This is a genomic window from Microbacterium sp. NPDC056052, from assembly GCF_042266785.1.
GTDB lineage: Bacteria > Actinomycetota > Actinomycetes > Actinomycetales > Microbacteriaceae > Microbacterium.
The window spans coordinates 171032-195181 of the sequence record NZ_JBHJWV010000002.1 but is presented as its reverse complement, the minus strand read 5'-3'; the positions used below and the strand labels follow the sequence as shown (position 1 = coordinate 195181).

Genomic DNA, 24150 nt, shown 5'->3' with positions numbered 1-24150 from the left:
GCGAGGGTCGCACCCCGCATCGGGGTCCGCCGGACTCGGGTCCGGAGGGGTCGAGGTCAGCCGCGCGCTTCGCGCTCGGCCTCCTTGGCCGCGACGATCTTGCGCAGACCTGAGCTGGAGAACCGGTGGTCGCGGCTGTTGAAGTACAGCTCGATGCCCGCCTCCTCGCAGTACGCGCGGCCGGTGAAGTCGCGGTCCTCGTACTCGTCGCCGACGATGCGCACGTCGAGCTTGAAGGAGCGGAGGATGTCCTCGAGATCCTGTTCGGTCGAGTACGGGACGATCTCGTCGACGTACTCGCAGCCGCGCAGCTGGATGTATCGCTCGACCACGGTCTGGGTGGGAGCGTTCTTCTCCGGACGGTCCAGGGTGGGATCCATCTGCAGGCCGCAGATGAGATAGTCGCACTGCCGCTTGGCCTCGGCGAGCATCATGATGTGCCCGGCGTGCAGCAGGTCGAAGGTGGAGAAGGTGATCCCCACGCGCGGTCCCGGGTTGTAGTCCTGGTGCTTCTTCACGGTGTCCGGCGCCATGCGAATCCCCTTTCGTCGGCCCACAGAACTCTATCGAATCCGCCGGATCATTCCTTCCACGCCCGGCTCCGAAGGCCACGCATGCCCGACACGCCGCTCCGCGCGGACGCGCCATGGGCCTCCGCGCTTCAGCGTGCCGGCGCGGCGGTGCTCTCGCGGATCGTCAGGGCCGGGGCGGTGCCGCGGCGGGACGGCAGCGGGTCCGCGGATCCGATCCGCTCCAGCAGGAAGGCCGCGGCCTGCTCGCCGAGGGCGAAGGTGTCGCGGGTGAGACACGTGATGGACGGGTGCACGAGCCCGGTCACCACGGAGTCGTCGAACGACGCCACCGACAGCGCCTGCGGCACCCCGACGCCCATCTCCTGTGCGACCCTGAGCCCCGCGATCGCCATCACGTCGTTGTCGTAGACGACGGCCGTCGGCCTCGTCGCGCGGCTGAGCAGAGTGCGGGTGGCGGCGGTGGCGGCCGCCGGGGAGAAGTCTGTGACGAAGGTCTCACCCGTGACGTCCCGTGCCGCGAGTGCGGTGAGAACGTCGGCGCGGATACGGGTGTGCTGGAACTCCGCGGGCCCGGAGACGTAGGCGATCTCACGGTGCCCGAGCGCGGCGAGGTAGTCGAACAGCGAGTGGGCGGCAGCCTCGTCATCGAGCCAGATCGCGGGAGGATCCCCCGCCGTGTCCCGGCTGCCGATCACCACGGCCGGCAGCGGCAGCGAGGGCAGCAGCGTCAGACGCGGATCGTCGTCGCGCGGGTCGATCACGATCACGCCGTCGACCTGGTTCGCGCTGCGCCAGCGCCGGTAGGTCGCCATCTCCTCCTCGATCGAGGAGACCACGACCAGCTGCAGCGCGACGCCGTGCTGAGCCAGCGCCGACTGCACGCCCGCGATGAGGTCGGTGAAGAACGCCTCCGTACCCAGGGTGCGCGCAGGGCGGTTCACCGCGAAGCCGACCACGCCGGCGCGGGATCCGACCAGGGCTCTGGCGGCCGAGCTCGGCTGCCACTGGTGCTCCTCGGCGATGTCGAGGATGCGCTGACGGGTCTGCTCGCTGACGCCGGGGCGCCCGTTCAGCGCGAAGGAGACCGCGCCGGGGGACACTCCGGCGAGCCGGGCGATATCGGCGATGGTGGTGCGCTTCGCCTGTGACATAGACTCACCGTACTAGATCGTTTTAGTTGGCCTTGTGGGAGAGGATTTCCCCAGGCGTTCTGACATTCTCGCACCGCGAAGGAGCACCCCCGTGCACGAAGAGACCTCGCTCACCGTCGGCCGCGTCACCCGCGTGCTCGGCGAGCGCGTGCGCCCCGCCGTCCACTCCGCCCGCATCCCCCTGGAGATCGCGGCCCACGTCCTGCCGGGCGAGCCGATCCCGGCCGCCGAGGGCATGGCGCTCGACTATGCACCGTTCTCGGCCGGTCAGCAGTGGGGCCCGGCCTGGGGCACCACGTGGTTCCGCGTCCGCGGCGCCGTGCCGGCCGAGTGGGCCGGCAAGCGCGTCGAGGCCCTCGTCGATCTCGGCTTCGACATCAACATGACCGGCTTCCAGTGCGAGGCCCTCGCCTATCGCGCCGGGGCCGGCGGCGAGCCGGTCCCGGTGAAGAGCCTCAACCCGCGCAACCAGTGGCTGCCCGTCACGGAGCGGGCCGAGGGCGAGGAGGCGATCGAGCTGTTCCTCGAGGGCGCCTCCAACCCGGTGCTGCTGGACTACCACCCCTTCCTGCCGACGCAGGAGGGCGACATCCTCACTTCCTCGCCGGAACCGCTCTACCGCGTGCGGCACATGGACCTCGCGGTCTTCGAGACCGAGGTGTTCGAGCTCTCCCTCGACCTCGAGGTGCTGCTCGAGCTGCAGGCCGAGCTTCCCGAGACCAGCCCGCGCCGCATGCGGATCCTCCAGGCGCTCGACGATGCGCTCGACGTGCTCGACCTGCAGCGCATCGTGCAGACCGCAGGCGACGCCAGGGCGCAGCTGGCCGAGGTGCTCGCCGCGCCCGCCGACGCGAGCGCGCACCGCATCGCCGCGATCGGGCACGCGCACATCGACTCGGCTTGGCTGTGGCCGCTGCGCGAGACCGTGCGCAAGGTCGCCCGCACCACCTCGTCGATGACGACGCTGCTCGAGGAGCAGCCGCAGTTCCGCTACGGCATGTCCAGCGCGCAGCAGTACGCCTGGATGAAGGAGCACCGCCCCGAGGTCTACGCCAGGATCAAGGCCGCAGTCGCCGAGGGGCGGTTCCTGCCGCTCGGCGGCATGTGGGTCGAGTCCGACACCGTCATGCCGACCGGCGAGTCGCTCGTCCGGCAGTTCTCGCACGGGCAGCGCTTCTTCGAGCGCGAGTTCGGGATCCGGTCGACGGGCGTGTGGCTGCCGGACAGCTTCGGCTACTCCCCCGCCCTGCCGCAGCTCATGCGCCGGGCCGGCTTCGAGTGGTTCTTCACCCAGAAGATCTCCTGGAACCAGCGCAACGTGTTCCCGCATCACAGCTTCGACTGGGAGGGCATCGACGGATCGCGGATCTTCACGCACTTCCCGCCGATGGACACCTACAACTCGCAGCTGAGCGGCATGGAGGTCGCCAAGGCCTCGCGCCAGTTCAAGGAGAACCGCGTCGCGACGCGGTCGATCGCCCCGGTGGGCTGGGGCGACGGCGGCGGCGGCACGACCCGCGAGATGACCGGCAAGGCCTCCCGCCTCGCCTCGCTGGAGGGTTCCGCCCAGGTCGAGTGGATCCACCCCGACGAGTTCTTCGACGCCGCCAAGGCGGAGCTTCCGGATCCGGCCGTGTGGGTCGGCGAGCTGTATCTCGAACTGCACCGCGGAACGCTCACGAGCCAGCACGCCACGAAGGCGCTGCACCGCTGGGCGGAGCAGGCGCTGATCGAGGCCGAGCTGTGGGCCTCGACCGCGGCCGTGCGCCTCGGCGCGGCGTATCCGCACGATGAGCTCGACCGACTGTGGCAGACCGTGCTGCTGCACGAGTTCCACGACATACTCCCCGGCACCTCGATCGCGTGGGTGCACCGCGAGGCGGTCTCCGTGCTCTCCGGGGTGCTCGACGGGGCCCGCGCACTTTCCTCTGCCGCGCGCGCCGCGCTCGCAGGCGAGGGCGACCGCGAGCTCGTGTTCACGCCGACGTCGGTCGGTGTCGGACCCGGCGCTCGCGCGCTCGGCGCCGCCCTCACATCCGCTCCGGGGTCGTCGAGCGAGGACGGCGGAGCCGACCGAGACGAAACGCCGGTTGCCGAAGCACCGGCCCAGATCCGCTACGTGCCCCTGCCCGTCACCCTCACCGAGGTGCCCGACGGCTACCGTCTTGAGAACGGGTCGGTGATCGTCACGGTCTCCCACGAGGGCCTGATCACCTCGGCGATCGACAAGGCATCGGGCCGGGAGACGATCCCGGCGGGCAGGCCGGCGAACCTGTTCCAGCTCCACCAGGACTTCCCGAACATGTGGGATGCGTGGGACATCGACAAGTACTACCGCAACCGCGTGGACGACCTCACCGCGGTGTCGTCGATCTCCGCGTCCGTCGAGGACGGCGTCGCGACGATCGTCGTGGAACGCCCGTTCTCCGAGTCCTCCCTGCGGCAGTCGATCACGCTGCGCCCCGGATCCCGCACGGTTCTGCTCCGCAACGAGATCGACTGGCACGAGACGGAGAAGCTGCTCAAGATCGCGTTCCCGCTCGACGTGTTCGCCCGGGAGACGGCCGCCGAGACGCAGTTCGGATTCCAGCGCCGGGTCACGCACGTGAACACGAGCTGGGAGGCGGCGAAGTTCGAGACCTCGATGCACCGCTTCGTGCTCGTGCAGGAGGACGGCGGATTCGGCGCGGCGCTCGTGAACGACTCGATCTACGGCTTCGACACCACGCGCGACGTGGACGGCGACGACGTCACCACGACCGTGCGCCTCTCGCTGCTGCGCGCCCCTCGTTTCCCCGACCCCGACACGGATCACGGGCGGCACGAGATCCAGGTGGGCCTCGTGATCGGCGCGGACGCCGCGATCGCGACCGCGGAGGGCATCGCGCTGAACGCACCGTCGACCGTCGTCCGCGGTGCGCACGAGGTCGAACCGCTGGTCGCCGTGTCCGGCGAGGGCATCGTCGTGTCGAGCGTGAAGCTCGCCGACGACCGCTCCGGCGACGTGATCGTGCGCGTCTACGAGTCGCTCGGCCGGCGCACGTCCGGATCCCTGACGGTCGGCTTCCCGCACAGCGGGATCCGCGAGGTCTCGCTCATCGAGGACGAGCTGGACGCGCCGCGAATCGGCGAGGCGCTGTCGCTGCGCCCCTTCGAGGTGCGCACGCTCCGCATCGCCCGGGCCTGACGCACGCAGGTCTCGCGCGCTGGCTAGCGTGCCCCACTCCCGCCGAGACCCCCTCGCAGCACCGGCGCCCCCTCCCGCTGACGCACCTCGGAGGGGGCGTCGGTGCGCAGGCAGAGGGGGCGTCGGCGTATCTGGGCGCGCTCCGGAGCGCTCGCGATGCGGCGCGAGGGCGCGGCTCAGCCCAGGACGCGGGTGAACGCGTCGCGGCTGATGCCCTGCTCCAGGATCCGCGCGGACCACTCGCGGGCGCTGTGCAGGCTGTGGTCACGGTAGTTGCCGCACTCCACGGCGCTCACACCGGGGACGTCGCTCCACTGGGCCTTCTCGGCGATGAAGCGCAGGCTGTCGGTGATCGCGTCCACGAGCGCCGGAACCTCGTGACGTCCCCACATGATGAGGTGGAACCCGGTGCGGCACCCGAACGGAGAGATGTCGATGACGCCGTCGACGCGGTCGCGCAGGAGGGAGGCCAGCAGGTGCTCGATCGTGTGCAGGCCGGCGGTGGGGATCTCGCCCTCGTTCGGCTGCACGAAGCGCACGTCGAAGTTCGAGATCTCGTCCCCGCGCGGTCCCTGCTCGACGCCGATCAGGCGCACATAGGGTGCCTTGACGGCGGTGTGGTCCAGGGTGAAGCTCTCGACCTCGGCCATGCGGATCTCCTTCGGGTGACGGATGGATGACGGGCCGGATCCAGCCCGGATCCGAGGCTACCCCGCGGACCCGTGCCGAGGGCCGCCGCCCGCAACACGATGACGGACCGGCGCGATCAGGTCCCTCACGGCGTCGCGGACGGATGGACGGGAACGGGTCCCGGCTCCGTGCGGGAACCGAGCACGATCGCGACGATGCCGAGGAAGGCCACCGCGAGCGGGTTGAGCAGCGAGAGCACGTCGAACACCGAGAAAAGCGGGGCGACGTTCTCCCTGGACGCCAGCAATGGCGACCAGAAGGGCGCGACCGGCAGCGCCCTGGCGAGGATGACAGCGACCAGCGCCCAGAGCGGCGCCCAGTTCCATGGCCGGGGCACGACACCGGTCCGGCCTATCTGCACGACGGCGGTGATGGCGAGCAGGAGCATCACCGATTGAGTCACGGGGAAGACGAGCTCGAGGGGAGACGCAGAGTTCCGCAGCGGCAGCTCCCGCTGCGGGGGAGGTGCGAGCACCGAGTAGACGAACGGCTGCGACATGATGACGACGACCAGCCCGATCACAGCCCCCGTGCCGAGCGGTCGGCGCGCGGTCACGCTCCCGGCCCGACCGATCCCGACCGCCAGCACGAGAGCCCCGAGCGCGAACAGCGGGTCGATCAGCGAGGACAGCACGAAAAGCCGCCCCTGAGTCGCGAGCACGGCGAACGCCGACGCGGCCAGCAGCGCGCCGCCCAGCACCCAGGTGCGCCGACGCTGCACGGCATCGGATCCGGATGCGGGGTCCACGGTGACCATGCCCCGACCCTACTCCCGACCACAGCAGAGCCCGCCGCCCGGAGTCCCAGACCGCGGGCTCTGCAATCAGAGGACCGTCTCAGCGGGTGCGGATCCCCGCGAAGAACGCGCGGACGTCGCCGGCCAGCACGTCGGGGCGCTCCAGGGCGGCGAAGTGGCCGCCCTCGTCGAAGCGGCTCCAGTGCACGATGTTGTCGTTGTCGCGCTCGGCGAAGACCCGGATGGTCTGGAAGTCGTCCTTGAAGACGGCGACGCCGGTGGGCGCGTGGTTCACCTGCGGCTCGACCTGCGCCTGCGCGTTCTCGAAGTAGCTGCGGCTCATGCCCGCGGCCGCGTTCGCGAACCAGTTGACGCTGACCTCGAGCAGGATCTTCTCCAGCGGCACGAGCGAGGTGCCGTTGCCGAAGCTGTTGAACAGCTCGCTGTACGCCAGCAGGGCGATCGGCGAGTCGCTGAGCCCCACAGCGACCGTCTGCGGGCGCGAGGCGTTCATGGTGTTGTAGCCGCCGACCGACTGGAACCACTGCATGTGCTCGAGCCCCGCGTAGTCGGCCGGCTCGAGGCGCTCGAACTCCTTCGGGTCGCCCGAGGGGAACGAGAACAGCTGCAGCACGTGCAGGCCGAGGAACCTCTCCGGCGCCAGCAGTCCGAGCTCGCGCGCGACCATCGCGCCGTTGTCGGATCCGTGCACGCCGTAGCTCTCGTAGCCGAGGCCGCGCATGAGCACGTCGTACGCCCTGGCCACGCGCGCCATCGTCCATCCCGACGCGGTCACCGGCTGCGAAAAACCGTAGCCCGGTGCGTCGGGGATGACGACGTCGAAGGCGTCCTCCGCGCGGCCGCCGTGCGCGACCGGGTCGACGAGGCGGTCGATCACGTCGAGGTAGTCGACGGAGGATCCGGGGTAGGTGTGCGCGAGCAGCAGCGGCGTCGCGCCCTCGTGCCCGGAGCGCACGTGGATGAAGTGGATGTCCTGGCCGTCGATCTCGGCGACGAAGTGCGGGAAGGCGTTGATGCGGGCCTCGACGGCACGCCAGTCGAAGGCGCGCCACGCGGCGAGCGCCTCGCGGAGGTAGTCGTTCGGGGTGCCGGTGGTCCAGTCGTCGGCGGGAGCCGGCTGCGGCAGGCGGGTGCGCGCCAGGCGATCCTGCAGGTCGGCGACCTCGGCATCGGTGACGGAGACGGTGAAGGGGCGGAAGGCGAGGGCTGCGGTGCTGTTCATGTCTCCGACACTATGAGCCCATTAGGCTGGATTCGTTCCTAATGAATCACGCCGATCGGAGATCCCGTGACCGCCCCGTCCGCGCGGCTTCTCGCGCTGCTCTCGCTGCTGCAGACCGGATCCGCGCGCACCGGCACGGAGCTCGCCGAGCGCCTCGGCGTGAGCGGTCGCACCGTGCGCGCCGACATCGAACGGCTGCGCGAGCTCGGCTATCCGGTGGACGCGACGCGCGGCGCGGTCGGCGGCTATCGCCTGGGTGCCGGCGGATCCCTCCCGCCCCTGCTGCTCGACGACGAGGAGGCCGTCGCGGTGACCGTCGGCCTGCAGGCCGCCGCGGGCATCGCCGGCATCGAGGACGTCCGCGCACGGGCGCTCGCCAAGATCGAGCAGGTACTCCCCGCCCATCTGCGGCCCACCGTGGAGGCTCTCGGATCCACCGTCGACCGCGGACAGGAGAACGTCGGCACCGATGCGCCGGACCCCGAGGTCGATCCCGCCGTGCTGCGAGCGGTCGCCGCGGCGATCCGCGACACCGAATGGCTGCGCTTCGACTACGACGACTCCCCCGTGCTGGTCGAGCCGTACCGGCTGTTGAGCTGGCAGCGACGGTGGCACCTCGTCGCCCGCGACCCGCAGGACGGATCCTGGGGCACCTATCGGGTGGACTGGATGACGCTGCGGATGCCGACGCGACGGCCGTTCACGCCGCAGCCGCTCGCAGGCGGCGACTACACCGCCTTCGCGATGCGGACGATCGCGGCGAGCGGCTGGAAGGTGCACGCGCGGCTGCGCGTGGACGCCCCCGCGCAGAGCGTGCTCGACCGCATCAACCCCACCGTCGGCGTGGTCGAACCGCTCGACGCCGACCACTGCGTGCTGGTGACCGGCGCGGACAGCCTCGACACCGTCGCCGCCTACATCGGGATGCTGATGATGGACTTCACCGTGGAGAGCCCGCCCGAGCTGATCCCCCGGCTGCGTCTGCTGTCCGAGCGCTACGCCAGGGCCGTCGCGGGGTCGGGATCCGGACCGGAATCCGGATCCTGAGCTTCCGGCGCGCGAAGGGTCAGGAGATGGAAAACGCCGCTGCGAGCGCCTTCCGAGCTGCCTTTTCCATCTCTCCGGATCCGGCGTCGGGTCCGGTCAGCGCCCGTAGCGAGCGACGATCTCCTCGGTGAGCGGAGGCCAGATCCGCTTGTGCTCCTCGCCGAACGGCACCCCGGAGAGGAACGCCGCCGCGATATCGCGCGATCGGTCGATGAACAGGAAGCTGCCGAGGGCGCCGAAGTGGCCGGCGGTCTCGGGCGGGAACTCGTCGCTCAGCCAGTGCGGACTCTTGACGCCCTTGAGTTCGAAACCGAGGCCCCATTGGTTGTCCGGGTAGGAGCCGTAGCCGGGCACGAGGCCGCGCAGCCCCTGGTGCGAGACGGTGAGCGCGAGATCCCGCAGCGCGGCAGGGATCAGCGTGGGTCGCAGCACCTCGCGGCCGAAGATCAGCAGATCCTCGATCGAGGAAGACGCCCCGGCCGACGGGCGGCCCGTCACATCGGTGCGCTCCATGCCGAGGGGAAGCGTCACCTCGCGCAGCATCCAGTCCGAGAAGTCCATGCCGACGGCGTCGGCGACGTGGGCAGCGAGGGCGTCGAACCCGGCGTTCGAGTAGATGCGCCGCTCGCCCGGGGCCTTCTGCGGTTCGGATCCCTCCATCGGCAGCCCGCTGGTGTGGTCGAGCAGGTTGAGCACGGTCGAGCCCGCGGGCCCCGCCGGCTCATCCAGATCCACGAGCCCGCGTTCAACGGCGACGAGGGCGCCCCACGCGGTCAGCGGCTTCGTCACGGAGGCCAACGGAAGCACCGCCTGCGGATCCCCCTGCACCGCGAGGGGCGCATCGGGGCCTGTGACCCCGACGAGGGCGGTGTGCGGGAAGCCGTCGGTCGCGGCGAAGGTCGTCGTCTCCACGGATCCATCGTCCCATGGGGCCGGATGCCCTCCTCCGCCCTCCGCGAGAACCCCGCGGGCGGTGCCGCACCGTCCCACGATCAGGACGGTCGGGTGAAGGGCGGCTGGAGCACGCCGATCGCACCCGGCCGGTAGAGCTGCGCCGGGCGGCCGCCGTCGCGCGCGACTCCGCCGGTGAGCTCGAGGAAATCAGCCGATCCGGTGACCTTCCGATGGAAGTTTCGCGGGTCGACCTCGACGCCCCACACCGCCTCGTACACCGCCCGCAACTGCGCGATCGTGAACTCCGGCGGGCAGAAGGCGGTCGCGAGCGCCGAGTACTCCAGCTTCGCCCTTGCCCTCTCGATTCCGTCGGCGAAGATCTGCGCATGGTCGAAGGCGAGCGCAACCGTGCCGCCCTCGATCTCCGAGACCGGCCACCAGCGCGCCTGCCTGGCATCGGATCCGGCGAGGGCCTCGCCAAGCCCCGGCGCCAGCGCGAGCCAGGCGACACTGATCACCCGGCCGCGCGGATCGCGCCCTGGCGCACCGTACGAGCGCAGCTGTTCCAGGTGCACCCCCCGCGTCACGCCGGTCTCCTCCTCGAGCTCGCGGTACGCGGCGCGTTCGAGATCCTCCTCATCGAGGACGAATCCGCCAGGCAGCGCCCAGCTCCCGGAGAACGGCTCGATCCCGCGTTCCACCAGGAGGAGCTGCAGCACATCGTCGCGAATGGTCAGCACGACGAGATCGACCGCGACCGCGGAGGAGAACGGAGACATGACGCCAGCCTACCGGTTTATCGTCAGGTTGACATGAAGGTGTGCGGATGGTTATCGTCATAGTGACATAAACACCCTTGGAGGGCATCATGGCCACCATCACCTCGGCCCCGTTCATCCGCCACCTCAGCGCGGCGCCGACCATGCATGTGCAGCATCTGCACCGCGGTGCTCTGCGGCACGCGGGCGCGGGCCAGGCGTTCTGGTTCCGCCCGCTCGACGCGGCGATCAGCGAGATCCCGATGGACGACCGGGAGCTGTCGGTCGTCGTCGCACTGCGCACCGCCGACCTGCAGCAGCTGTCGGCGCCGGTCACCGTGACCTATCGGATCGTGGATCCCGCTCTCGCGGCGCAGCGCATCGACTTCTCGATCGACCTGCGCACCGGGCTGTGGGCCGAGCAGCCGTTGGATGCCATCGCCGCTCCGCTCCATGGCGCAGCCACCGCCGCGGTCGTGCACCTGCTGGCCGCACAGCCGCTGGAACAGGCCCTCCTCAGCGACCTCGCCACACTCGGCGCGCGAGCGACGGGCATCCTCGCCGCAGATGTCCGATTGGTCGATCTGGGCGTGGAGATCGTCGGAGTGCGCTTCGCGCTGCTGCGCGCCGAGCCCGATGTGGAGCGGGCCATGCAGACGCCGGCACGCGAGGCGATCCAGCAGGACGCCGACAAGGCGACCTTCGCGCGACGTGCGCTTGCCGTCGAGCGCGAAGCAGCGATCGGCGAGAACGAGTTGGCCAACCAGGTGGAGCTCGCCCGTCGCCAGGAGGAACTGGTGGCCACCCGCGGACGCAACGCTCGGATCGAGGCGGAGCAGGCGGCGGCCGCGTCCGCCATCGCCGTCGAGGCCGAGGCCGGACGGATCCGCACAGCTGCGGAGGCGCAGGCCGATGCCGCGCGAGCGACCGGTGAGGCGGCGGCAGCCGCCGAACGCGCCAGGATGGATGCCGTGCGCGATGTGCCCACCACGGTGCTCACCGCACTCGCGATGCGGGAGCTCGCCGGCAACCTGCCCGCGATCGACCACCTCACCGTCACCCCCGATCTGCTGAACGACCTGCTCGGCCGTCTGGGCGGGAGCCGCTGAAATGGTCGCTCCCCGCGTCGTCGTCGTGCATCGGGCGAGCGAATGGACCGAACTGCTCGCCCGGCACGGTACCCGCGGCCAGGTCGCGTTCTTCCTGCAGCAGCGCGACCAGTCGCCGGCCGAGGTTTCGGCCCGGCACGACGAGCTCGACGCGGCCCTCTCGACGGTTGCCGCCGGCATCCCTTCCGACTGGCGACGTGCGACGGTTGAGCGCGCCGAGCTCTCCCGGTTCGCGTTCGAACCCGAAGATGTCGTGCTCGTCGTCGGCCAGGACGGACTCGTCGCCAACGTTGCGAAGTACCTCGACGCCCAGCCCGTGATCGGCGTGGACCCTGCACCTGGGCGCAACGCCGGAGTGCTCGTTCCGCACGCGCCCGCCGCGACCGCGGCGCTGCTCGCGCGCGTCCGCCAGGGCATCGCGGCCGTGCACGAGCGCACCATGGTCGAGGCGCGCAGCGATGATAGCCAATCGCTCGTCGCGCTCAACGAGATCATGATCGGCCAGCCCGGGCACCAGTCGGCGCGGTATCTGCTCGAGGTCGGCGGCATCGTCGAGCGGCAATCGTCCTCGGGCATCATCGTCGGCACCGGCACGGGCGCATCCGGATGGTGTCGCTCGATCGCACGGATCCAGGCGCCGCAGCTCCTCCTGCCGGAGCCGACCGAGCAGGTGCTGGCTTGGTTCGTCCGCGAGCCATGGCCCTCCCCCACTACGGGGGTCGACCTCATCGCCGGACGACTGGACGGCGACCGTCTCGCACTGCGGGTCGAGTCGGACACGCTCGTCGCGTTCGGCGATGGGATCGAGAGCGACCGCCTGAGTCTCCGGTGGGGTCAGCGGGTCACGGTCGGCATCAGCCCACGCACCCTCCGTACTGTCGTGGCCTGAGCCGCGGCGCCCGCGGCCTTCGCGGATCGCATCGGGGGATCTGTAGGCTGACCGCTCGACGAGCACGAGTGAGACGAGGACCTTCTTGAGCAGCGCCCTACTCCCGCGGGGAGCCCGTCCGGCGACGCCTGCCGACCTAGACGAGATGACTCGAATCCTCACCGCGTCCTTCCTGGACGATCCGGTGTGGGGCCCTTCGTTCCCCGACCGCGCGACGCGTCCGCAGGTGGCCGGTGCGTACTGGCGGTTCATGGTCGGGGAGGCGCTGCGCTTCTCCGAGTCGCGGGTGCTCGACTTCGCGCTCGATGGCCCGGCAGAAGCCGTCGAGCACGGAACTCTTCGTGCGGTCTCCGTCTGGTACCCGCCGGGCGAGGACGAGATCTCGGCGGAGGCCTACCCCGCCTACGACGCCCTGGTCGACGACCTGCTCGACACGGAGGCCGCCGCCGCATTGGAACGGGCCGGCGAGCAGTTCGCAGAGGCCCGGCCGAGCGAGCCGCACGCCTACCTGACCCTGCTCGGCGTAGCCCCCGAGGCACGCGGCGGAGGGTACGGCATGGGGTTGCTCCGGGCGGCGCTCGCCCGCTATGACGAGGCGGGGATCCCCACCTACCTGGAGTCGTCGAACCCGGCGAACGACGTGCGCTACGAGAGGCTCGGATACCGCCCGCACGCTCTGGTGGAGCTCGCCGGCGGCGCGCGGGTGCAGACCTACTGGCGGGCCCCGCAGGCGGCAGGCTGACTCGCCGCCCGGTCAGCAGTGACGGAGTAGGACGCATTGGGCGCCCGAGTGCACGGGAAGCCGTCGAGTGCGCGGCATGGTCGCGTGAACTTCCGGTGCCCTCGGCGCGATGCCGTGCACTCGGCAAGCGAGTCTGCGCCGATGTCACACTTCCGCGCCGGCCGGTGTCTCCATGTTCGAAGGCACGAGAACCGTGCCGCAGAAGGAGCAGATCATGACGATTCAGGCCCGCATCCCCGCGACCGAGGTGACCGGACTGTACGGCGCCGTGGTGAAGTTCGCCACGAAGAAGATGTTCGGCCGGGTGCCCGACTCGATCGGGGTGCTCTGGCACCACCGGCCGGTGTTCACCGACATGATGAACTTCGGCCGCAAGACCGAGAAGTGGCACGAGCTCGACAAGAGCTTGTCGACGCTGGCCGCCATGACGGCGGCGGCGACCGTCGGCTGCAGCTTCTGCCTCGACCTGCACTACTTCATGGCCCACGACCACGGGCTCGCTGAGGAGAAGGCCCGCGAGGTGCCGATCTGGCGCGAGTCCACCCGGTTCACGCACCGGGAGTGTCTCGTGATGGAGTACGCCGAGGCGATGAGCCTGACGCCGCCCGCGGTCACCGACGAGCTCTCCGACGCACTGCTCGCGGAGCTGGGCGCCCCGGCTCTCCTCGAGCTCGCCGCGAAGGTCGGCTACCTGAACGCGACGGCCCGATCCAACATCGCGCTCGGGATCCACTCCGACGGTTTCGCGGACGCCTGCGGGCTCGCTCCGCTGGCGACGCGGGGCGAGACCCGCGTAACGTCGCCGGCATGAGCGACGTGAGCCGGCCGGCGACCGAGGATCCGTTCGTCACGCACCGCGGCCTGTTGTTCACGGTCGCGTACGAGATGCTCGGATCCGCGGCCGACGCCGAGGACGTGCTGCAGGAATCCTGGCTGCGCTGGTCCGCCGAGGACCGCGGCGCCGTGCTCGACCCGCGCGCCTATCTGGTGCGGATCGTCACGCGGCAGGCGCTCAATCAGCTGCGGACGACCTCACGCCGGCGCGAGGAGTACGTCGGCCCCTGGCTGCCGGAGCCCCTGCGCACCACACCGGACGTCGCGGACGATGTGGTGCTCGCGGAGAGCGTCTCGCTCGCGATGCTGACCGTGCTCGAGACGCTCGGGCCGACCGAGCGCGCCGTGTTCGTCCTGCGCGAGGTGTTCGACGTCCCGTTCGACGAGATCGCCGAGGCGGTGGGCAAGACGCCCGCGGCGGTGCGGCAGATCGCGCACCGCGCCCGCGACCACGTCGCTGCCCGGCGTCCGCGCGTCGCGGTGGACGCCTCGGAGCACGATCGCGTCGTGGAGCGCTTCATCGCGGTCATGAACTCGGGCGACGTGCAGTCGCTCATGGACGTGCTCGCACCCGACGTGGTGTCGGTGACCGACAGCGGCGGACTCGTCCGGCACGCGGCCCGGCGGCCGCTGCACGGCGCAGAGCGCGTCGTGGCGTTCCTGCAGGGCAGCATCGCGAAGCTCGACACGGCCTTTGCGGTGGTGCCCCTGCGCGTCAACGGCATGCTCGGCGCCGGGATCCAGGTCGGGGGCGAACTGCTCGCCGCGGTGAGCTTCGCCGTGGAGGACGGTCGCATCACGCAGGTGTTCTCGGTCGCCAATCCGAAGAAGCTCTCGGGGCTCGAGGCCGAGGCTCCGCTCGCCCGCTGACCCGTCGCACTATTCGGCCGGTCCGCGGTATCGGTTGCCGCGCGGTCGCCGCCCCTGCCCCGTCCGAGGTTCGCGGCGAGCGCGCTCCTCGGACCGTTCGATGCCCAGCAGTGCGACGACGCATCCCGCCATCACCACGACGATGGCGCGGGTCGCCCACAGCATCGGCGCGGATCGCACGGTGACGTCCTCGATCGGGAGGCCGAACACGACGCCCAGCATCGCGGGACCCGACCCGCGCCCCGGGGCCCATCCATGGGTGTCCAGGGCCAGCATGGCCGTCACGCCGGAGACGGCGACGAGGAGCAGCAGGACCATGATGAGAAGGACGCGCGGCGACGTGCGACCGCGTCGCCGCGTCAGGGCGTGCAGCACGACTGCCACCGGCCACAGCACGATCATGCCCGCGAGGATGCCGAGCAGCTCGGCCAGCGGCACGAGGAGCAGTGCGAACAGCAGCGCGGAGCCCAGCCCTTCGGCATATCCGTCTTGCATCGTGATCGCCACGGCGCACGGAAGGCCGGCGGCCAGCACCAGACCTCCGGCGCCCCACGCCGCCGCACGCGCTGTGACGGGGAAGCCGGTCAGGGCGAGCGCGGTGACGATCGCCGCGACCAACGCCGACGGGATCCCGCCGAGGACCATCAGCCGCGTGGACTCCAGATCCTCCGCGCCGCGCAGCGCGAACACGACGACGGCGCACCCGAGTGCCAGCGCGATCCCGACCGCGAGGACGATGACGACGGTGTGCGCACGAGACGGCGCCCCTGCCGAGACTTCCGGTGGGGGTGCCGCCGACGTCATGCTCAGGCGCCCTTCAGACGCTCCGAGAGGTAGGCGTCGAGCTCGGCCAGCGGCACGCGCTCCTGCGCCATGGTGTCGCGGTCGCGCACGGTCACGGCGTCGTCGTCGAGCGAGTCGAAGTCGATCGTGACGCAGAACGGGGTGCCGATCTCATCCTGGCGACGGTAACGTCGCCCGATCGCGCCGGCGTCGTCGAAGTCGATCGCCCAGTGACCGCGGAGCTTGTCGGCGACCTCGCGGGCGAGCGGGGAGAGGCGCTCGTTGCGCGAGAGCGGCAGCACCGCGACCTTGACCGGGGCGAGGCGCGGATCGAGCTTCAGCACGGTGCGCACGTCGGTGCCGCCCTTGGCGTTCGGCACCTCCTCCTCGACGTAGGCGTCCACGAGGAACGCCATCATCGAGCGGGTGAGGCCGAACGACGGCTCGATCACGTACGGGGTGTACTTCTCACCCGAAGCCTGGTCGAAGTAGGTCAGGGAGGATCCGGAGGCCTCGCTGTGATTGGACAGGTCGAAGTCGGTGCGGTTGGCGACGCCCATGAGCTCGCCCCACTCCTTGCCCGCGAAGCCGAAGCGGTACTCGACGTCGATCGTGCCGGCCGAGTAGTGCGCGCGGTCGTCCTCCGGCACGTCGAACTGGCGCATGTTCTCCGGGTTGATCCCGAGATCGATGAACCAGTCCCAGCACTCCTGCACCCAGTGCTCGAACCACTCCTGCGCCTCGGCGGGGGGCACGAAGTACTCGATCTCCATCTGCTCGAACTCGCGGGTGCGGAAGATGAAGTTGCCGGGCGTGATCTCGTTGCGGAACGCCTTGCCGACCTGGCCGATGCCGAACGGCGGCTTCTTGCGGCTCGCGGTGAGCACGTTCGAGAAGTTCACGAAGATGCCCTGCGCGGTCTCGGGGCGCAGGAAGTACACACCCGACTCGTCGTCGACGACGCCGAGGTAGGTCTTCACGAGGCCCGAGAAAGCCTTCGGCTCGGTGTACTGGCCCTTCGTGCCGCAGTTCGGGCAGGGCACGTCGGCCAGGCCGTTCTCGGCGGGACGGCCCTTGCGGGCCTCGAAGTCCTCGATGAGGGTGTCGGCGCGGAACCGCTTGTGGCACTGCAGGCACTCGACGAGCGGATCCGTGAAGGTCGCGACGTGACCGGACGCCTCCCACACGCGCTTGGGCAGGATGATGGAGGAGTCCAGGCCCACCATGTCGCCGCGTCCGCGCACGAAGGTCTGCCACCACTGCCGCCGGATGTTCTCCTTGAGCTCGGTGCCGAGGGGGCCGTAGTCCCAGGCCGAGCGGGAACCGCCGTAGATCTCACCCGCTTGGAACACGAACCCGCGGTGGCGGGCGAGGGCGATGACCTTGTCAAGACGGGACTGTTCGGCCACGGTGGCTCCAATGGTCGCGATGATGCGGGGAATGCGCACGAAGAGGCGCGGATCAATCCTATCGGTGCCCTCCGGAGCGCGAGAGGGCACCCGAGGCGGCGCCGGTGCCCCACCCGCGGTCGACCGAGTCAGCGTCCGGGGAACGCCGCGCCACCGCCAGAGGCAAGCGATTCGGCGACCCTGCGCAGATTCGCCTCCGCCATCTCCGGCGGCATCGCCGGGAGGATCTCGTCCCAGAATGCGAGACCCGCGCCGCGGCCCTGCATCATCCCGGCCGGACGTGCCAGCGCCCAGAGATGCAGGTGGGCGGATCCGTCGTTCCACCGGGCGAAATGGCAGCGCGCGACACCGGGAATGCTCTTGACCGCGGCGGAGACGCGCTGCATCAGGGGGCCGAAGGCGGCGAGCACGTCGACGGGCGCATCTTCGAGGAGCCAGTGCTCACGCGGCGAGATCGCGCCGACGAACGGTAGACCGCCGATCTCCCACCCGGAGCGCACCTGCCAGAGATCGTCGCGCCAGATCGTGTGCGCGCTGGGCTCGCAGGGTCCGCAGTCCTCAGGACCGCTCTCGCCGCCGCGCGGTGCTTCCGGCACCAGCATGGGCTCGAGCGGGCGCATCGTGATCTGCTCGAAGGCCCACGGCAACCCCTCCGTGAGGGGCGTGGCGTCGAGCCGCTCGCCGATCGGAAGACGTGCGTGATACGGGCTTTCCGCCGGGTGTTGCGTTGCGCTCATCTCTTCATCGAATCACACCGCCTCGACGCTCTTCTCCGCATCCGGCGCCGCCCGCGGCCGATGTCAGAGGCCGGTGGCACCATGGCCCCCATGGAACAGCGAGTGAGCTTCATCACCCTGGCCGTCGCGGACGTCGCGCGCAGCAGAGCCTTCTACGTGGACGGTCTCGGATGGCAGCCGATCTTCGAAGCCGACGAGGTCCTGATGCTCCCCGTCGCGGACCGGATGATCCTGTCGCTCTGGAGCGTGGAGGGTTTCACCGCGGAGATCGGCGCACCGCCCGCCCCCGGCATCGCCCCGCTCACGCTGGCGCACAACGTGGCGACCGACGCCGAGGTCGACGCGGTGCTCGCCGAGGCGGCGGCGCTGGGCGCTCCCGTCACACCCGCCCTGCACCGCGAATGGGGCGGCTATTCGGGCTACTTCGCCGACCCCGACGGGTTCCGGTGGGAGATCGCGATGAACCCCGGCGACACCGGGGCGTTCGTGCTCGCGCCCAGGGTCTGACCCCGCCCCGCTCCCCGGCCCGCCGCGACGCGGCTTACCCTGGAATGATGAGCACCGCACAGGAAGCCCGCACGCACGGCGAACGCGACACCCGATTCTTCGGGCAGCCGTGGGCGCTCGCCCACCTGTTCGGCGTCGAGATGTGGGAGCGGTTCAGCTTCTACGGCATGCAGGGCATCCTGCTCATCTACCTGTACTACTCCGTCACCGACGGCGGACTCGGGCTCGACAAGGGGGTCGCGGGCGGCATCGTCGGCGCCTACGGCGGATCCGTCTACCTCGCGACGATCCTCGGCGCGTGGGTCGCGGATCGGCTCCTCGGATCCGAGCGCACCCTGTTCTACAGCGCGATCGTGATCATGGCGGGACACATCGCCCTCGCGCTGCTGCCGGGCGTCGTCGGCGTCGGCGTCGGCCTGGTGCTCGTCGCGATCGGGTCCGGCGGGCTCAAGGCCAACGCGACCTCCGTGGTCGGCACCCTCTACTCGGCCGAGGACCCGCGGCGCGACGCCGGGTTCTCGCTGTTCTACCTGGGCATCAACCTCGGCGGGTTCTTCGGGCCGATCCTCACTGGCCTGCTCCAGTCGACTCTGGGCTTCCACTTCGGCTTCGGCCTCGCGGCGATCGGCATGGCCGCCGGCCTGGCGCAGTACTCGTTCGGGCGCCGCAAGCTGCCCGCGGAGGCGCACCGCATCGCGAACCCGCTGCCGCGCAACCGCTACGCGACGGCGGTCGTCATCGCGATCGCCGGGATCCTGGTCCTCGTCGCGCTCGTGCTGACCGGGGTCATCACGGCGGACAACCTCGCCACGGTCGTGATCATCGCGGCCACGGTCGCCGCGATCGCCTACTTCGCCGTGATCCTCACAAGTCGCCGCATCGACGCGACCGAGCGCTCACGGGTGTGGGGCTTCCTGCCGCTGTTCATCACGAGCGTGGCGTTCTGGTCGCTGTACCAGCAGCAGTTCACCGTGCTGACCGTGTACTCGGACGAGCGCTTGAACCGCGATCTCTTCGGCTGGGAGATGCCGGTGTCGTGGGTGCAGTCGATCAACCCGGTCTTCATCATCGTGCTGTCCGGGGTGTTCGCCGCGATCTGGACGAAGCTCGGCGCCCGCCAGCCCTCCACGCCGGTGAAGTTCGCACTCGGCGCGATCATCATGGGCGCGGCGTTCCTGCTGTTCCTGCCGTTCGCCGGCGGCGCCGCGAATTCCACGCCGCTGCTGGCGATCATCGGGATCCTGTTCGTGTTCACGGTCGCCGAGCTGCTGCTGTCGCCGATCGGACTGTCCGCGGCGACCAAGCTGGCCCCGACCGCGTTCCACACGCAGATGGTGGCGCTGTTCTTCCTGTCGGTCTCGCTCGGCACCGCGATCTCGGGCTGGCTCGTGCAGTTCTACGACCCGCACAACGAGGTCCCGTACTTCTCGATCCTCGGCGCGATCGCGATCGTCGTGGGCATCGGCCTGCTGGTGTCGGTCAAGCCCGTGCTCGCGCTGATGAAGGGCGTGCGCTGACCGCGCCATGATCCGGGGGTCTGCCTCTCTGTTCGAGGCAGCCCCCCAGTTCGGCGAGAGCGTCTCGGGATCAGGCCCGCGCGGCGACGCTCTCCAGGTAGGTGCCGGCCGCGAGCTGCTCCAGGAGCGGGCGCGCGGTCGGGGTCCAGCCGAGCTCGGTGCGCGCCTTGGCGCCCGAGGCCTGCTCGTCGAGGAGGAGCGCGTCGGCGAACGCCTCGCCGAGTCGGGCGCGGGTCTGCTCGACGCTCTCGGCGCGGACGCCCTCTGCCACGTCGGATCCGGACGCGATCGCCTCGCCGAGCTCGCGGACGGTCGGGTTCTCCCCGGAGGCACCGATATAGGTCTCCCCCGCGCGGCCGCTCTCGAGCGCGAGCACGTACAAGGCGGCGAGGTCGTCGACGTCGACCGTGGTCCAGTGCTGGCTGCCGTCGCCGATCAGGAGCACACCCCCGTCGGTCGCGTCGGTGAGGATCCGCACCAGGCCGCCGCCGCGTCCGTAGACCGCGGCGGGCGCGACGACCATGCCGCGGACGCCGGAGGCGCCGAGCACCTTCGCCTCCCCTGCGCCGCGCCAGGCGGTGAGGGCCGGCCGGTCGATCGGAGTCTGCTCCGTGATGTCGCTCGCCGCGCCGTAGCTCCAGATTCCGCCCGTGTGCACGAACGGCTTGCCCGTGCCCTCGAGCGCACCGAGCACGGCGTCGATGAATGCGGCATCGCCCTCGGGCGTGGAGGCGGTGTGGATGACGCCGTCCGCGGCGGCCGCGGCCTCCGCCACGAGCACGGGATCCGTGACGTCGCCGATGAGGGCGGTCGCCCCGGCCGCCTCCACGGCGCTCGCCTTCACCGCATCGCGGACGAGGGCGGTCACGGTGTGACCTTCTGCGAGCAGCCGGTCGAGGACGGAAGTGCCGATGTAGCCGGTCGCGCCGGTGAGAAGAACCTTCATGCCTTTCGCGAACGCCGCACCCGCTCGGATATTCCCGGATCCCCCGCGACTAGCGTGTGATCGTGCGCCCGTCGGGGTCGCCGGGACCGTGCGGACGCAGGCGTGCGGGGAGCGGCCACGCCAGGGTGTAGCGCTGCGTCGGCGGGCGCTGCATGTCGCCGAAGTCGTCGACCTTGACCGTGATCCGCCCTTCGCCCTCGGGCACGACCTCGACGATCTGCACCCGCAGCGGCCCTTCGGCCTCGCCTTCGAGGACCCACGGATCCGCGAGCCACCGGATCCCGTGTTCCTCGAGCGCGGCCTCGGCGTCGAGCCAGTCGATCTCGCCGGTGAGCTCGCGGCCGAGCACGTCGACCGCGAGCCAGTCGGCGCCTTCAGGGCGGATCCAGCCGAGGAGCTCGCCATCCTCGCGGCGATGCGGAGTCCAGTCTGCGGGAATCATCCGGCGAGCCTACCCGCGCCGCCCCGGTCGTTGAGCGAGGACGCCCAAGGCGGCAACCGAGCGAGCGCAGCGAGTCGAAGTGACGAAACGCGGTGCCTTCGCAGGAACCGCGTTTCGTCTCGCTCGGCCTCCGGGCGTGCTCGCTCAACGACCCCGAAAAGGGCCCGCAACGTCGAACGCCCGCCCCGGCACAGGCCAGGGCGGGCGTCACGTGAAGGGAGTGTCACCAGATCGTGACGCGCTCCTCGGGGGCGAGCCACAGCTTGTCCGACTCGGTCACATCGAAAGCTTCGTAGAAGGCGTCGATGTTGCGCAGGATCTGATTGCAGCGGAACTCGTTGGGCGAGTGCGGGTCGATCGTGAGCAGGCGGATCGTCTCGGCCTCGCGGCTCTTCTGCTGCCACACCTGTGCCCACGACAGCAGCAGGCGCTGTACGCCGGTCAGGCCGTCGATGACCGGGGCCTCTGCGCCGCCGAGCGCGATCTCGTACGCCTTCAGCGCGATGCCGAGGCCGCCGAGGTCACCGATGTTCTCGCCGATCGTGAGGGCGCCGTTCACGTGGTGCTCGGCACTCAGGCCCTCCGGCACGAGCGCGTCGTACTGCGCGATGAGCGACTTCGTGCGCTCCTCGAACGCGGCGCGGTCATCGTCCGTCCACCAGTCCTGCAGTTTGCCGTCACCGTCGTAGCGGCTGCCCTGGTCGTCGAAGCCGTGCCCGATCTCGTGACCGATGACGGATCCGATCCCGCCGTAGTTGGCCGCCGCATCGCGCCCGGCGTCGAAGAACGGGTACTGCAGGATCGCCGCAGGGAATACGATCTCGTTCATGAGCGGGTTGTAGTACGCGTTCACCATCTGCGGCGGCATGAACCACTCGTCACGGTCGATGGGCTTGCCCACCTTGCCGATCGTGCGGTCGTGTTCGAACTGCGCCGCGCGACCGGCGTTGCCGATGAGGTCGCCCGCGTCGACCGTCACGGTCGAGTAGTCGCGCCACACCTTCGGGTGCCCGATCTTGGGCGTGAACGTGTCGAGCTTGGCGAGCGCCTTCTCCCGGGTCTCCGGGCTCATCCACTCGAGGGTGGTGATCGACTGCCGGTAGGCCTCGAGCAGGTTGCCGATGAGATCGCCCATCGCCTGCTCCGCGGCCGGCGGATAGTGCCGCTCGACGTAGACCTTGCCGACCGCGTCACCGAGGGAGCCCTCGACGAGCGAGACGCCGCGCTTCCAGCGCTCGCGGATCGTGGGGACGCCGGTGAGCTCCGTGCCGTAGAAGGAGAAGTTCTCCTGCACGATGTCATCCGTGAGGTAGGCCGCGAGGCCGTGCACGACCTTGGCGCGCAGCCACGCCTTCCAGTCCTCCAGGCGCCCCGCGGTGAGCAGGGATCCGAGCCCCTCGAAGAAGCTCGGCTGGTAGACGACGGCCTCGGCGAAGGCGTCAGCTCCCGCGGGACCGGCGACCGCGTCGCGCCAGGAGGCGAGGTCGACCCCGACGAGCGTCTGGAACTCGTCCCAGCTCTTCAGGTTGTAGGTCTTGACCGCGTCGCGGCTCTCCACGTTGTCCCAGTGGTGCCCCGCGATGTCGTGCTCGAGCGCGAAGGCGCGGTCGGCCTGACCTGCGGCGTCCGCGACGCCGGCCAGGGTCAGGATCCGCTCGAGGTGCGCCCGGTAGGCGGCACGCGTGGCCTCGAAGCTGTCGAGGCGGTAGTAGCTCTCGTCGGGCAGGGAGATCCCGGCCTGCACCACGAACGGCACATAGCGCTCCGGGTTGCCGGGGTCGGGCTCGACGAACACCCCGATGAGCGCGGCGATGCCCTGACGGTCGAAGGATCCGATCGTCGCGAGGAACTCATCGATCGTCGTGATCGCGTCGACCGCGGCGAGCGGCTCGGCCAGAGGAGCGGTGCCGAGCGCGGCGATGCGCTCGGTGTCCATGAAGCTCGTGAAGAGGTCGCCGATCTTGCGCGCCTCCGTGCCCGGCTCCGCGCCCTGCGCCTCCTCGATGATCGCGCGGACGTCCTTCTCGGACTGATCGGCGAGGAGGTGGAAGGATCCCCAGCGCGCCTTGTCGGCGGGGATCTCGGTCGTGGAGAGGAACGTGTGGTTCACGTGCCGGTAGAGGTCGTCCTGAGGGCGGATCGCGGGGTCGAAGTCGCCGATGGCGAGGCCGGAGGGAAGAACGTCGGTCATGAGGCCCAGCCTATGCGGACGCCCCGACAAGAGGAGAGCGGATCCGCGTCCCGGTTGTTCGCTGGTCGCGGATTGCGGGAATCCAGATCCCGAAGCCGCACTGCGCGACCGCTGAGCGGCAGCCGACGCCGCGGGCGAACGCGTCAGCTCAGCAGGACCACGCGCGCGTCGTTCCCGGGCGCATGGGCGAGACGAGCGTCCGTCGTCACCAACTCGACACCCAGCAATTCCGCGAGGGCGACATAGCTCGCGTCGTACGCCGTGAGGTTCTCGCACAGCTGCCAGATCCGCTCGACGAGCAGATCATGTTCGAACGGACGGATCCCCAGATCGCGAACAAGCTCGCGAGCTCGGTCCGCTTCGGCGAGCGTGGTGATGCCGGCACTCACGCGGCGGCGAAGCACCTGCAGCACTTCGACGGCCTGAAGCTGCGGAGCAGCGACCTGCCAGTCCGCTCGATCGAGCCGCTCCTCCACCTGTCTCGAGAGCGGGAGGGCGAGCAGCAGTTCGACCAGCGCAGAGGTGTCGAGCACGATCACGCGGCGTCGCGCTCCGCACGCGTCGATTCCGCCGCGGTCTCGCCGTTGTAGGGCCGAGTCGGGCGATTGCGGAAGCGCTCTTTGAGTTCCGCCGCCGACGGCACCTCCATCGCACGGCGCAGCTCATTGAGCGCGAGCTCCGAGAGCGTCAGCCCTTCCTGCGCCGCACGGATCTTGAGCAGGCGGTGCAGATCCTCGGGAACGTTGCGAACCTGGATCATCGTCATCTTTCCATGATGACTTCATCACGATCACATCTGCAAGTGCCCGGCGACTTGGATCCGGTGACCGCGTCAAGACTCCGGGAGGGTCTTCGCCATGTCGACCGGAATATCGATCCACCATGCAGCCCCGCGCGGTCCTACTATGAGCAGGAGAGCGGCGTCTGGGGCGCTG

Annotated in this window: 24 protein-coding genes; 9 read left to right on the top strand and 15 right to left on the bottom strand. The window is 70.2% G+C overall.

Annotated features, from left to right (window positions below; all coding sequences use genetic code 11):
- Positions 1-56 precede the first annotated feature (56 nt).
- A complete protein-coding gene (locus ACFC1J_RS05000; protein WP_375903084.1) occupies positions 57-533 on the bottom strand; it encodes an adenylyltransferase/cytidyltransferase family protein in 477 nt (158 codons plus the stop codon).
- 128 nt (positions 534-661) lie between these two features.
- Positions 662-1684 carry a LacI family DNA-binding transcriptional regulator gene (locus ACFC1J_RS04995; RefSeq protein WP_375903082.1) on the bottom strand — a complete coding sequence of 341 codons (1023 nt, stop codon included), beginning with the start codon at positions 1682-1684 and terminating at the stop codon, positions 662-664.
- 91 nt (positions 1685-1775) lie between these two features.
- Here ACFC1J_RS04995 and ACFC1J_RS04990 point away from each other — a divergent pair, with 91 nt between their 5' ends.
- Positions 1776-4871, top strand: coding sequence for an alpha-mannosidase (locus ACFC1J_RS04990; protein WP_375903081.1), 3096 nt, complete (start codon positions 1776-1778; stop codon positions 4869-4871).
- A 176-nt stretch (positions 4872-5047) separates the two neighbouring features.
- Here the strand turns inward: ACFC1J_RS04990 and ACFC1J_RS04985 are convergent, their stop codons facing one another.
- From ACFC1J_RS04985 to ACFC1J_RS04975, 3 genes are all read right to left on the bottom strand, one after another.
- Positions 5048-5521: an S-ribosylhomocysteine lyase gene (locus ACFC1J_RS04985; RefSeq protein WP_375903079.1), complete on the bottom strand. Its 474-nt coding sequence runs from the start codon at positions 5519-5521 to the stop codon at positions 5048-5050.
- Positions 5522-5646: 125 nt separating this feature from the next.
- Positions 5647-6318, bottom strand: coding sequence for a hypothetical protein (locus tag ACFC1J_RS04980; RefSeq protein WP_375903077.1), 672 nt, complete (start codon positions 6316-6318; stop codon positions 5647-5649).
- 79 nt (positions 6319-6397) lie between these two features.
- Complete coding sequence (locus tag ACFC1J_RS04975; RefSeq protein ID WP_375903075.1) at positions 6398-7540, bottom strand: epoxide hydrolase family protein; 1143 nt, start codon at positions 7538-7540, stop codon at positions 6398-6400.
- Positions 7541-7606: 66 nt separating this feature from the next.
- On the opposite strand from ACFC1J_RS04975, the gene ACFC1J_RS04970 reads away from it, so the two are divergent.
- Complete coding sequence (locus tag ACFC1J_RS04970) at positions 7607-8587, top strand: helix-turn-helix transcriptional regulator (protein WP_375903073.1); 981 nt, start codon at positions 7607-7609, stop codon at positions 8585-8587.
- A 96-nt stretch (positions 8588-8683) separates the two neighbouring features.
- Here ACFC1J_RS04970 and ACFC1J_RS04965 read toward each other — a convergent pair whose 3' ends face one another.
- A complete protein-coding gene (locus ACFC1J_RS04965; RefSeq protein ID WP_375903071.1) occupies positions 8684-9499 on the bottom strand; it encodes a serine hydrolase domain-containing protein in 816 nt (271 codons plus the stop codon).
- A gap of 80 nt (positions 9500-9579) precedes the next feature.
- The gene (locus ACFC1J_RS04960; protein ID WP_375903069.1) at positions 9580-10260 is read right to left on the bottom strand and encodes an NUDIX domain-containing protein; all 681 of its coding nucleotides are present in this window, start codon (positions 10258-10260) and stop codon (positions 9580-9582) included.
- An 89-nt stretch (positions 10261-10349) separates the two neighbouring features.
- On the opposite strand from ACFC1J_RS04960, the gene ACFC1J_RS04955 reads away from it, so the two are divergent.
- The 5 genes from ACFC1J_RS04955 to ACFC1J_RS04935 all read left to right on the top strand — a co-directional run bounded on the left by ACFC1J_RS04955 (position 10350) and on the right by ACFC1J_RS04935 (position 14683).
- Positions 10350-11348 (top strand): SPFH domain-containing protein, encoded by a 999-nt coding sequence (locus tag ACFC1J_RS04955; RefSeq protein ID WP_375903067.1) that lies wholly within the window; start codon positions 10350-10352, stop codon positions 11346-11348.
- A 1-nt stretch (position 11349) separates the two neighbouring features.
- Positions 11350-12237, top strand: a complete 888-nt coding sequence (locus ACFC1J_RS04950) for a hypothetical protein (RefSeq protein WP_375903065.1) — start codon at positions 11350-11352, stop codon at positions 12235-12237.
- Positions 12238-12382: 145 nt separating this feature from the next.
- A complete protein-coding gene (locus ACFC1J_RS04945; protein WP_375903063.1) occupies positions 12383-12979 on the top strand; it encodes a GNAT family N-acetyltransferase in 597 nt (198 codons plus the stop codon).
- A 214-nt stretch (positions 12980-13193) separates the two neighbouring features.
- Positions 13194-13790 (top strand): carboxymuconolactone decarboxylase family protein, encoded by a 597-nt coding sequence (locus ACFC1J_RS04940; protein ID WP_375903061.1) that lies wholly within the window; start codon positions 13194-13196, stop codon positions 13788-13790.
- Entirely contained in the window at positions 13787-14683 is an 897-nt protein-coding gene (locus ACFC1J_RS04935) for an RNA polymerase sigma-70 factor (protein WP_375903059.1), read from the top strand. The genes ACFC1J_RS04940 and ACFC1J_RS04935 overlap by 4 nt, the downstream gene beginning before the upstream one ends.
- A gap of 9 nt (positions 14684-14692) precedes the next feature.
- Here the strand turns inward: ACFC1J_RS04935 and ACFC1J_RS04930 are convergent, their stop codons facing one another.
- The 3 genes from ACFC1J_RS04930 to ACFC1J_RS04920 form a co-directional block, all read right to left on the bottom strand.
- Complete coding sequence (locus tag ACFC1J_RS04930; RefSeq protein ID WP_375903057.1) at positions 14693-15487, bottom strand: hypothetical protein; 795 nt, start codon at positions 15485-15487, stop codon at positions 14693-14695.
- Positions 15488-15489: 2 nt separating this feature from the next.
- Positions 15490-16875 carry a glycine--tRNA ligase gene (locus tag ACFC1J_RS04925; RefSeq protein WP_375903055.1) on the bottom strand — a complete coding sequence of 462 codons (1386 nt, stop codon included), beginning with the start codon at positions 16873-16875 and terminating at the stop codon, positions 15490-15492.
- Between the two features lie 128 nt (positions 16876-17003).
- On the bottom strand, positions 17004-17612 hold the full coding sequence (locus tag ACFC1J_RS04920) for a hypothetical protein (protein WP_375903053.1): 609 nt from the start codon (positions 17610-17612) through the stop codon (positions 17004-17006).
- Between the two features lie 90 nt (positions 17613-17702).
- Between ACFC1J_RS04920 and ACFC1J_RS04915 the strand changes: the two genes are divergently transcribed.
- Positions 17703-18119 (top strand): VOC family protein, encoded by a 417-nt coding sequence (locus ACFC1J_RS04915; RefSeq protein ID WP_375903051.1) that lies wholly within the window; start codon positions 17703-17705, stop codon positions 18117-18119.
- A gap of 47 nt (positions 18120-18166) precedes the next feature.
- A complete protein-coding gene (locus tag ACFC1J_RS04910) occupies positions 18167-19636 on the top strand; it encodes a peptide MFS transporter (RefSeq protein ID WP_375903049.1) in 1470 nt (489 codons plus the stop codon).
- 70 nt (positions 19637-19706) lie between these two features.
- Here ACFC1J_RS04910 and ACFC1J_RS04905 read toward each other — a convergent pair whose 3' ends face one another.
- The 5 genes from ACFC1J_RS04905 to ACFC1J_RS04885 form a co-directional block, all read right to left on the bottom strand.
- A complete protein-coding gene (locus tag ACFC1J_RS04905) occupies positions 19707-20582 on the bottom strand; it encodes an NAD-dependent epimerase/dehydratase family protein (RefSeq protein WP_375903047.1) in 876 nt (291 codons plus the stop codon).
- A 49-nt stretch (positions 20583-20631) separates the two neighbouring features.
- Positions 20632-21024 carry a hypothetical protein gene (locus ACFC1J_RS04900; protein ID WP_375903045.1) on the bottom strand — a complete coding sequence of 131 codons (393 nt, stop codon included), beginning with the start codon at positions 21022-21024 and terminating at the stop codon, positions 20632-20634.
- A 223-nt stretch (positions 21025-21247) separates the two neighbouring features.
- Entirely contained in the window at positions 21248-23215 is a 1968-nt protein-coding gene (locus ACFC1J_RS04895; protein ID WP_375903043.1) for a M13 family metallopeptidase, read from the bottom strand.
- Positions 23216-23358: 143 nt separating this feature from the next.
- Positions 23359-23754: a type II toxin-antitoxin system VapC family toxin gene (locus ACFC1J_RS04890; protein ID WP_375903041.1), complete on the bottom strand. Its 396-nt coding sequence runs from the start codon at positions 23752-23754 to the stop codon at positions 23359-23361.
- Complete coding sequence (locus ACFC1J_RS04885; protein WP_375903039.1) at positions 23751-23981, bottom strand: hypothetical protein; 231 nt, start codon at positions 23979-23981, stop codon at positions 23751-23753. The genes ACFC1J_RS04890 and ACFC1J_RS04885 overlap by 4 nt, the downstream gene beginning before the upstream one ends.
- Positions 23982-24150 lie beyond the last annotated feature (169 nt).

Excerpts from the sequence above, each read along its gene's own strand:
- ACFC1J_RS05000 (WP_375903084.1), bottom strand. The coding sequence starts at position 533 with ATGGCGCCGGACACCGTGAAGAAGCACCAGGACTACAACCCGGGACCG.
- ACFC1J_RS04995 (WP_375903082.1), bottom strand. The coding sequence starts at position 1,684 with ATGTCACAGGCGAAGCGCACCACCATCGCCGATATCGCCCGGCTCGCC.
- ACFC1J_RS04985 (WP_375903079.1), bottom strand. The coding sequence starts at position 5,521 with ATGGCCGAGGTCGAGAGCTTCACCCTGGACCACACCGCCGTCAAGGCA.
- ACFC1J_RS04980 (WP_375903077.1), bottom strand. The coding sequence starts at position 6,318 with ATGGTCACCGTGGACCCCGCATCCGGATCCGATGCCGTGCAGCGTCGG.
- ACFC1J_RS04975 (WP_375903075.1), bottom strand. The coding sequence starts at position 7,540 with ATGAACAGCACCGCAGCCCTCGCCTTCCGCCCCTTCACCGTCTCCGTC.
- ACFC1J_RS04960 (WP_375903069.1), bottom strand. The coding sequence starts at position 10,260 with ATGTCTCCGTTCTCCTCCGCGGTCGCGGTCGATCTCGTCGTGCTGACC.
- ACFC1J_RS04955 (WP_375903067.1), top strand. The coding sequence starts at position 10,350 with ATGGCCACCATCACCTCGGCCCCGTTCATCCGCCACCTCAGCGCGGCG.
- ACFC1J_RS04950 (WP_375903065.1), top strand. The coding sequence starts at position 11,350 with ATGGTCGCTCCCCGCGTCGTCGTCGTGCATCGGGCGAGCGAATGGACC.
- ACFC1J_RS04945 (WP_375903063.1), top strand. The coding sequence starts at position 12,383 with ATGACTCGAATCCTCACCGCGTCCTTCCTGGACGATCCGGTGTGGGGC.
- ACFC1J_RS04940 (WP_375903061.1), top strand. The coding sequence starts at position 13,194 with ATGACGATTCAGGCCCGCATCCCCGCGACCGAGGTGACCGGACTGTAC.
- ACFC1J_RS04935 (WP_375903059.1), top strand. The coding sequence starts at position 13,787 with ATGAGCGACGTGAGCCGGCCGGCGACCGAGGATCCGTTCGTCACGCAC.
- ACFC1J_RS04930 (WP_375903057.1), bottom strand. The coding sequence starts at position 15,487 with ATGACGTCGGCGGCACCCCCACCGGAAGTCTCGGCAGGGGCGCCGTCT.
- ACFC1J_RS04920 (WP_375903053.1), bottom strand. The coding sequence starts at position 17,612 with ATGAGCGCAACGCAACACCCGGCGGAAAGCCCGTATCACGCACGTCTT.
- ACFC1J_RS04915 (WP_375903051.1), top strand. The coding sequence starts at position 17,703 with ATGGAACAGCGAGTGAGCTTCATCACCCTGGCCGTCGCGGACGTCGCG.
- ACFC1J_RS04910 (WP_375903049.1), top strand. The coding sequence starts at position 18,167 with ATGAGCACCGCACAGGAAGCCCGCACGCACGGCGAACGCGACACCCGA.
- ACFC1J_RS04905 (WP_375903047.1), bottom strand. The coding sequence starts at position 20,582 with ATGAAGGTTCTTCTCACCGGCGCGACCGGCTACATCGGCACTTCCGTC.
- ACFC1J_RS04900 (WP_375903045.1), bottom strand. The coding sequence starts at position 21,024 with ATGATTCCCGCAGACTGGACTCCGCATCGCCGCGAGGATGGCGAGCTC.
- ACFC1J_RS04895 (WP_375903043.1), bottom strand. The coding sequence starts at position 23,215 with ATGACCGACGTTCTTCCCTCCGGCCTCGCCATCGGCGACTTCGACCCC.
- ACFC1J_RS04885 (WP_375903039.1), bottom strand. The coding sequence starts at position 23,981 with ATGACGATGATCCAGGTTCGCAACGTTCCCGAGGATCTGCACCGCCTG.